The 4925-nt window shown below is 67.6% G+C and carries 2 protein-coding genes; both read left to right on the forward strand.

Annotation, left to right across the window (positions count from 1 at the left end; translation table 11 throughout):
• Nucleotides 1-3812 (forward strand): DUF6531 domain-containing protein (locus tag RB628_RS39360; RefSeq protein ID WP_318325456.1); only part of this gene is annotated, 3812 nt, incomplete at its 5' end.
• A 13-nt stretch (nucleotides 3813-3825) separates the two neighbouring features.
• Nucleotides 3826-4575, forward strand: coding sequence for a hypothetical protein (locus tag RB628_RS39365; RefSeq protein WP_318325457.1), 750 nt, complete (start codon nucleotides 3826-3828; stop codon nucleotides 4573-4575).
• Nucleotides 4576-4925: the final 350 nt, after the last annotated feature.

Raw genomic sequence — 4925 nt, forward strand, 5'->3', positions numbered from 1 at the left:
CGGCCCTGGTCGTGCTCGCGGACACGCTCTACAAGTATTCCAAGGGACAGGCGTCCTTGTGGGATGTGGGATTTGCCGCGCTGGACTGCATACCCGGGGGCAAGGGCCTGACGACCCTCGGTGGTCTCGCCAAGGGCCTGAAGTCGCTGGGCAAGGGCGGCCTCAAGGCCATGGCCAAAGGGCTGGGAAGACAAGGCCTGCGCAAGGAGGCGGACAACGCCGTCGCCAAGGGGAAACCGGCCAGCGGGCGGTGCAAGAACGGCGATCCGATCGACATGGTCTCCGGCGAGATGCTGATGACCGCGACGGACGTACTGCTTCCCGGAGTGTTGCGGCTGGCCGTCGCGCGCACGCATGTCTCCACCTATCGCTCGGGCCGCTGGTTCGGCCCTTCATGGACCTCCACGCTCGACCAGCGGCTCGAACTCGACGACGAGGGAGTTCTGTTCGCCACGGCGGACGGCATGGTCCTGGTCTATCCGCCGCCGCAGGGCGACAGCGCTGTCCTGCCGCAGGAAGGGCCCCGCTGGCCGCTGTCCTGGGACGAGGAGCAACCGGGTGCTCTGAGAGTCACTGACCCCGTGTCGGGTATTACCCGGCTTTTCGCTCCCGTGGAGAGTGCCGAGCACGACACCGAGCTCACGCTGCCCATACGGGCGGTCTGGGACCGCAACGGCAACCGTATCGACTTCGATTACGCCACGGACGGCTCGCCCCTCGCCCTGAGGCACTCCGGTGGCTATCACGTGGCCGTCGACTCGGCCGGCGCCCGAGTCACGGGACTGCGGCTGCTCGATCCGGACAACGGGCCTGTCCCGCTGGTTCGTTACGGCTACGACAACGGCCGCCTGACCGAGATCTTCAACTCCAGCGACCTGCCGTACAGGCTCACCTACGACGCTGACGACCGAATAACGTCCTGGACCGACCGCACGGGCTCCTGGTACCGCTACACCTATGACGAGGCCCACCGTGTCATCCGCGGCGAGGGCGTCGAGGGCATCCTGGGCTGCACCATCGCGTACGAAGCCGAGAACCGCACCACGCGGTACACCGACTCCCGCGGCCGCACCGCCACGTACCGGCACAACGAGAGGCTCCAGCTCGTCTCGGTGACCAATGCGCTCGGGCAGAGCATCGTCAACGAGTGGGACCGTTTCGACCGCCTCCTCTCCCGGACCGACGCACTGGGCCGCACCACCCGCTACGGCTACGACCCGGCGGGGAATCTCGCCACGGTCGTCCGCCCCGACGGTGCCGTGACCGCAGCCGAGTACGACGAACTGCGCCGACTTGTGCGGGCGGTGACCCCCGGTGGAGCGGAGTGGCACCACGCGTACGACAGCAGAGGCAACCACCTCGCCACCACCAGCCCGAGCGGGGCGACGACGCGCTACGAGTACGACGGTCACGGCGGCCTCATTGCCGTCACCGATGCTGTGGGGCGCACCAGCACAGCTCGGTGCGACGCGGCCGGGCTGCCCGTGGAGTTCACCGACGCGCGGGGTGCCGTCAGCCGGATCCAGCGGGACGCCCTGGGGCAGGTCAGCAGCTTCACCGACCCGCGGGGACGCGTCACGCACCGGCGGACGACGCCCGAGGGCCGGATGGTGTGGCGCCGGACACCGGACGGGTCCCAGGAGCACTGGGTGTGGGACGCCGAGGGCAACCTGGTGTCCCAGACCGACCATTCCGGGCGTACGACCACGTTTGCGGTCGGCCCGTTCGGTCAGGTCGCCGCCCGTCGGCTGGCCGACGGCACCACTCACTCGTTCGCCTACGACACCGAGCTGAACCTGGTCGAGGTGACGGACCCGCACGACAACACCTGGCAGTACAGGTACGACGCGGCGAACCGCCTGGTGTCCGAGACCGACTTCGGCGGGCGCTCGCTGGCCTACGAACTGGACGCGGTCGGCCTGCTCGCATCCCGTGTCAACGGCGCCGGAGAGACGGTCTCCTTCCACCGCGACATCCTCGGCCGCACGGTCGAGACACGGTACGACGGTGTCTCGGCCAGTTGCACGTACGACGCCGCCGGCCGTCCGACCCGGGAGGCCGGTCCCGACGCCACCGTCGAACGCACGTACAGCATGGACGGTCTAATGCTCACGGAGAGCATCGACGGCCGGACGACGACATTCGAGTACGACATGCTCGGACGGCGCATCAGGCGGTGTACCCCCACGGGCATCGAGTCCACCTGGACGTACGACGACACGGAACGCTCTGCCGTGCTCGAAGCGGACGGTCGCCGCATCGTGTTCGGCTTCGACGAAAGCGATCGCGAGACGAGCCGAGCCCTCCCCGGCGGTGTCACTCTCAGCCACTCCTGGGACGACACGGGCAGACTCGCTGCCCAGACGATGGAGCGAACTTCGGCCCCTGATGGGGAAGAAGCCCTGCTCCAGCAGCGTACCTATCTGTACCGCCCCGATGGTGTCCCTACTTCTGTCGACGAACTCACCACCGGAACACGCCACTTCGCCCTCGACACCAGGGGCCGGGTCACCGCCGTGGACGCGCGAGGGTGGCAGGAGACCTACCAGTACGACGAGTTGGGGAACATCACCCGGGCGTCGAGCTCCGCTGTCGAGGACGGTGACAATGACCGTGCCTTCGCGGGAACCCGCATCCACCGCACCGGGCGCACCAGTTACGAACGGGACGGGGAAGGCCGGATCGTCCGCACGGTGCGGCGGCTGCTCAACGGGCAGCGGCGGATCCGGTCGTACACGTGGAACAGCCGGAGCCAACTCGTCGGCACGACAACACCGGACGGAACCGACTGGCGGTACCGGTACGACCCCGCGGGCCGGCGGGTGGCGAAGCAACTGCTGACCGCGGACGGTGCCGTTGCCGACGAGATCCTCTTTGTGTGGGACGGCACCCGTCTCGTCGAGCAGATCGCGCAGGACGGTTCTGCCACGACCTGGGACTACGTCCCCGGCACTCATCAGCCGATCGCCCAACTCGACCGGGCTGCGCCAGGCATGGACGCACTGTTCCACGCGATCGTCACCGATCTCTCGGGCGCGCCGGCTGAACTCGTCTCGGGGGACGGCGAGGTGGCCTGGCAGCAGCGGACAACTCTCTGGGGCAGCCGCCTGCCCGACACCCCGCAGACCGGCGCCACCGACGAGGTCGACTGTCCGCTGCGGTTCCCCGGGCAGTACGCCGACGAGGAGACCGGCTGGCACTACAACTTCCTGCGCCACTACGACCCCCTCACGGGGCAGTACGTCAGCCCCGACCCGCTCGGCCTCGCACCCGCCGCGAACGACAGCGCGTACGTCCCCAACCCGTACCGATGGAGCGACCCGCTCGGCCTGCACTGGCAGGACCCGAGCAACGGAATGCGGTTCGGGCGGGACCCGGATCTTCCGGAGGGGGATCGCGCGTACACGCGAGACAACCAGTACCCGTCGGGTTACCGCACGCCCACCCACGACTACATGGTCGAGAACTACACCGACGAAGGCCGAGCGATCAGCGGGGTGCCGCGAGACAGCGACGGCGCGCGGATCCCCCGGGACCAGCTCACCTGGCGCAACGGCAACGACGACCTGATCTGGGACCCCCGGGCCAACAATCCTGAACCATTCCACCGTACGGTGACCTACGAACACCTGGATCCCGTAGTCCAGCACTGGAATCGGGATGGCCGATTCTCCGACCGAGCCACACGCAACGACTTCTACAACAACACGGACCACCTGGAACCGATGGAATGGAGCGAGAACTCCCGGGGCGGCGGGCGTATGACGGACACGTTCATCCAGGAAGTCGGAGACGGATACTCATGCAGCTGAGCACGGAGGATTCATGGACATTCGCGCCGCAGTGACGGGCTTCCGTGACGCGGAGCCGCTTTCCGGCCTGCCCGACAGTTGGCACTGGTCGCCGGCACCCGGCATCGACTTCGCGGGGGCGCTGTCCGCCGACGGTAAGCGGCTGCTCCAGCTGAGCGGCCGTAATTCCTACGATCAGGACCTCGCCGTCAGGACCCTTCGGTTCGCCCGTGAGCACGAGGACGCGCTCTTCGCCCGCAACTCCTTCCTGGGCGCGCTCGACGGCTTCGAATCGCCCGCCGGACATCGTTTCGACGCTGTGGTGGGCATCGCGCCCGAGGTCCACCGCTTCTACCGCGTGGAGATGCCGAACCTGACCCCGCACGTCCGGCTGACCTTTCCGGCGTACTCCTGCGAGTTCTCCGGCGACGAAACGCTGGACGAGGCCATCACCAGGTACCGCATGCTGCGCCTGAACCATCTCGGCCGCGAACCTCTCCCCTTCCTGAAGATGCGATACGCCAACACGCGGACGCGAGGCAAGAGCACGAACCCCGGACGGGGTCTCACCGAGCCGGCGCGGCTCGTGGAGGAGCTTCGGCTGATGGACGGCGGAACCGGGAGCTTCGTCGAGTTCGAGAACCGGCATGGCGATGTGTGGCGGGCAGAATGGCACGGCGCCTGGTTCGTCGCCGAGTGGAATTCCCAGAACGGCACACCGAGGCAGATGGAGATCGACGAACTTGTCGAGTTCGCCACCGCGAGGCTGTGCGGCAGATCATGAGGTGCCCGCGCCATTCTTGCTCCTGTGGTCCGCGGGGATCACGGGAGTTCCGCGGCCTCTTGGAAAACTCGAAGAACCTGCTGTGGTGCGACGTATGTGCCGCATGGCTGCGGACCTGCAACTGGCGTACTTCTTGCAGGCCTTGATCACAGCAGCTGTCGCGGCTGACACGGAAGCCCGGCAGGGGGCGGCCAGGGTTGTCGAAATCCTCGGCATTGCAGCGGACTTGGTGGATGCGACGGGCGGGACTTCCCCGGTGGACGTCTTCAGGATGTGGCGAGTCGCCCATCTGCCGGTAGCTATTCAGCAGGGTGTGGGCGGTTCGCCGACCGTGCGGCGTGATCGCTAGG

The organism is Streptomyces sp. ADMS, from assembly GCF_033441795.1.
Classification (GTDB): Bacteria; Actinomycetota; Actinomycetes; order Streptomycetales; family Streptomycetaceae; genus Streptomyces.

Coding starts and splice junctions, on each gene's coding strand:
- RB628_RS39365 (WP_318325457.1), top strand. CDS start 3,826: ATGGACATTCGCGCCGCAGTGACGGGCTTCCGTGACGCGGAGCCGCTT.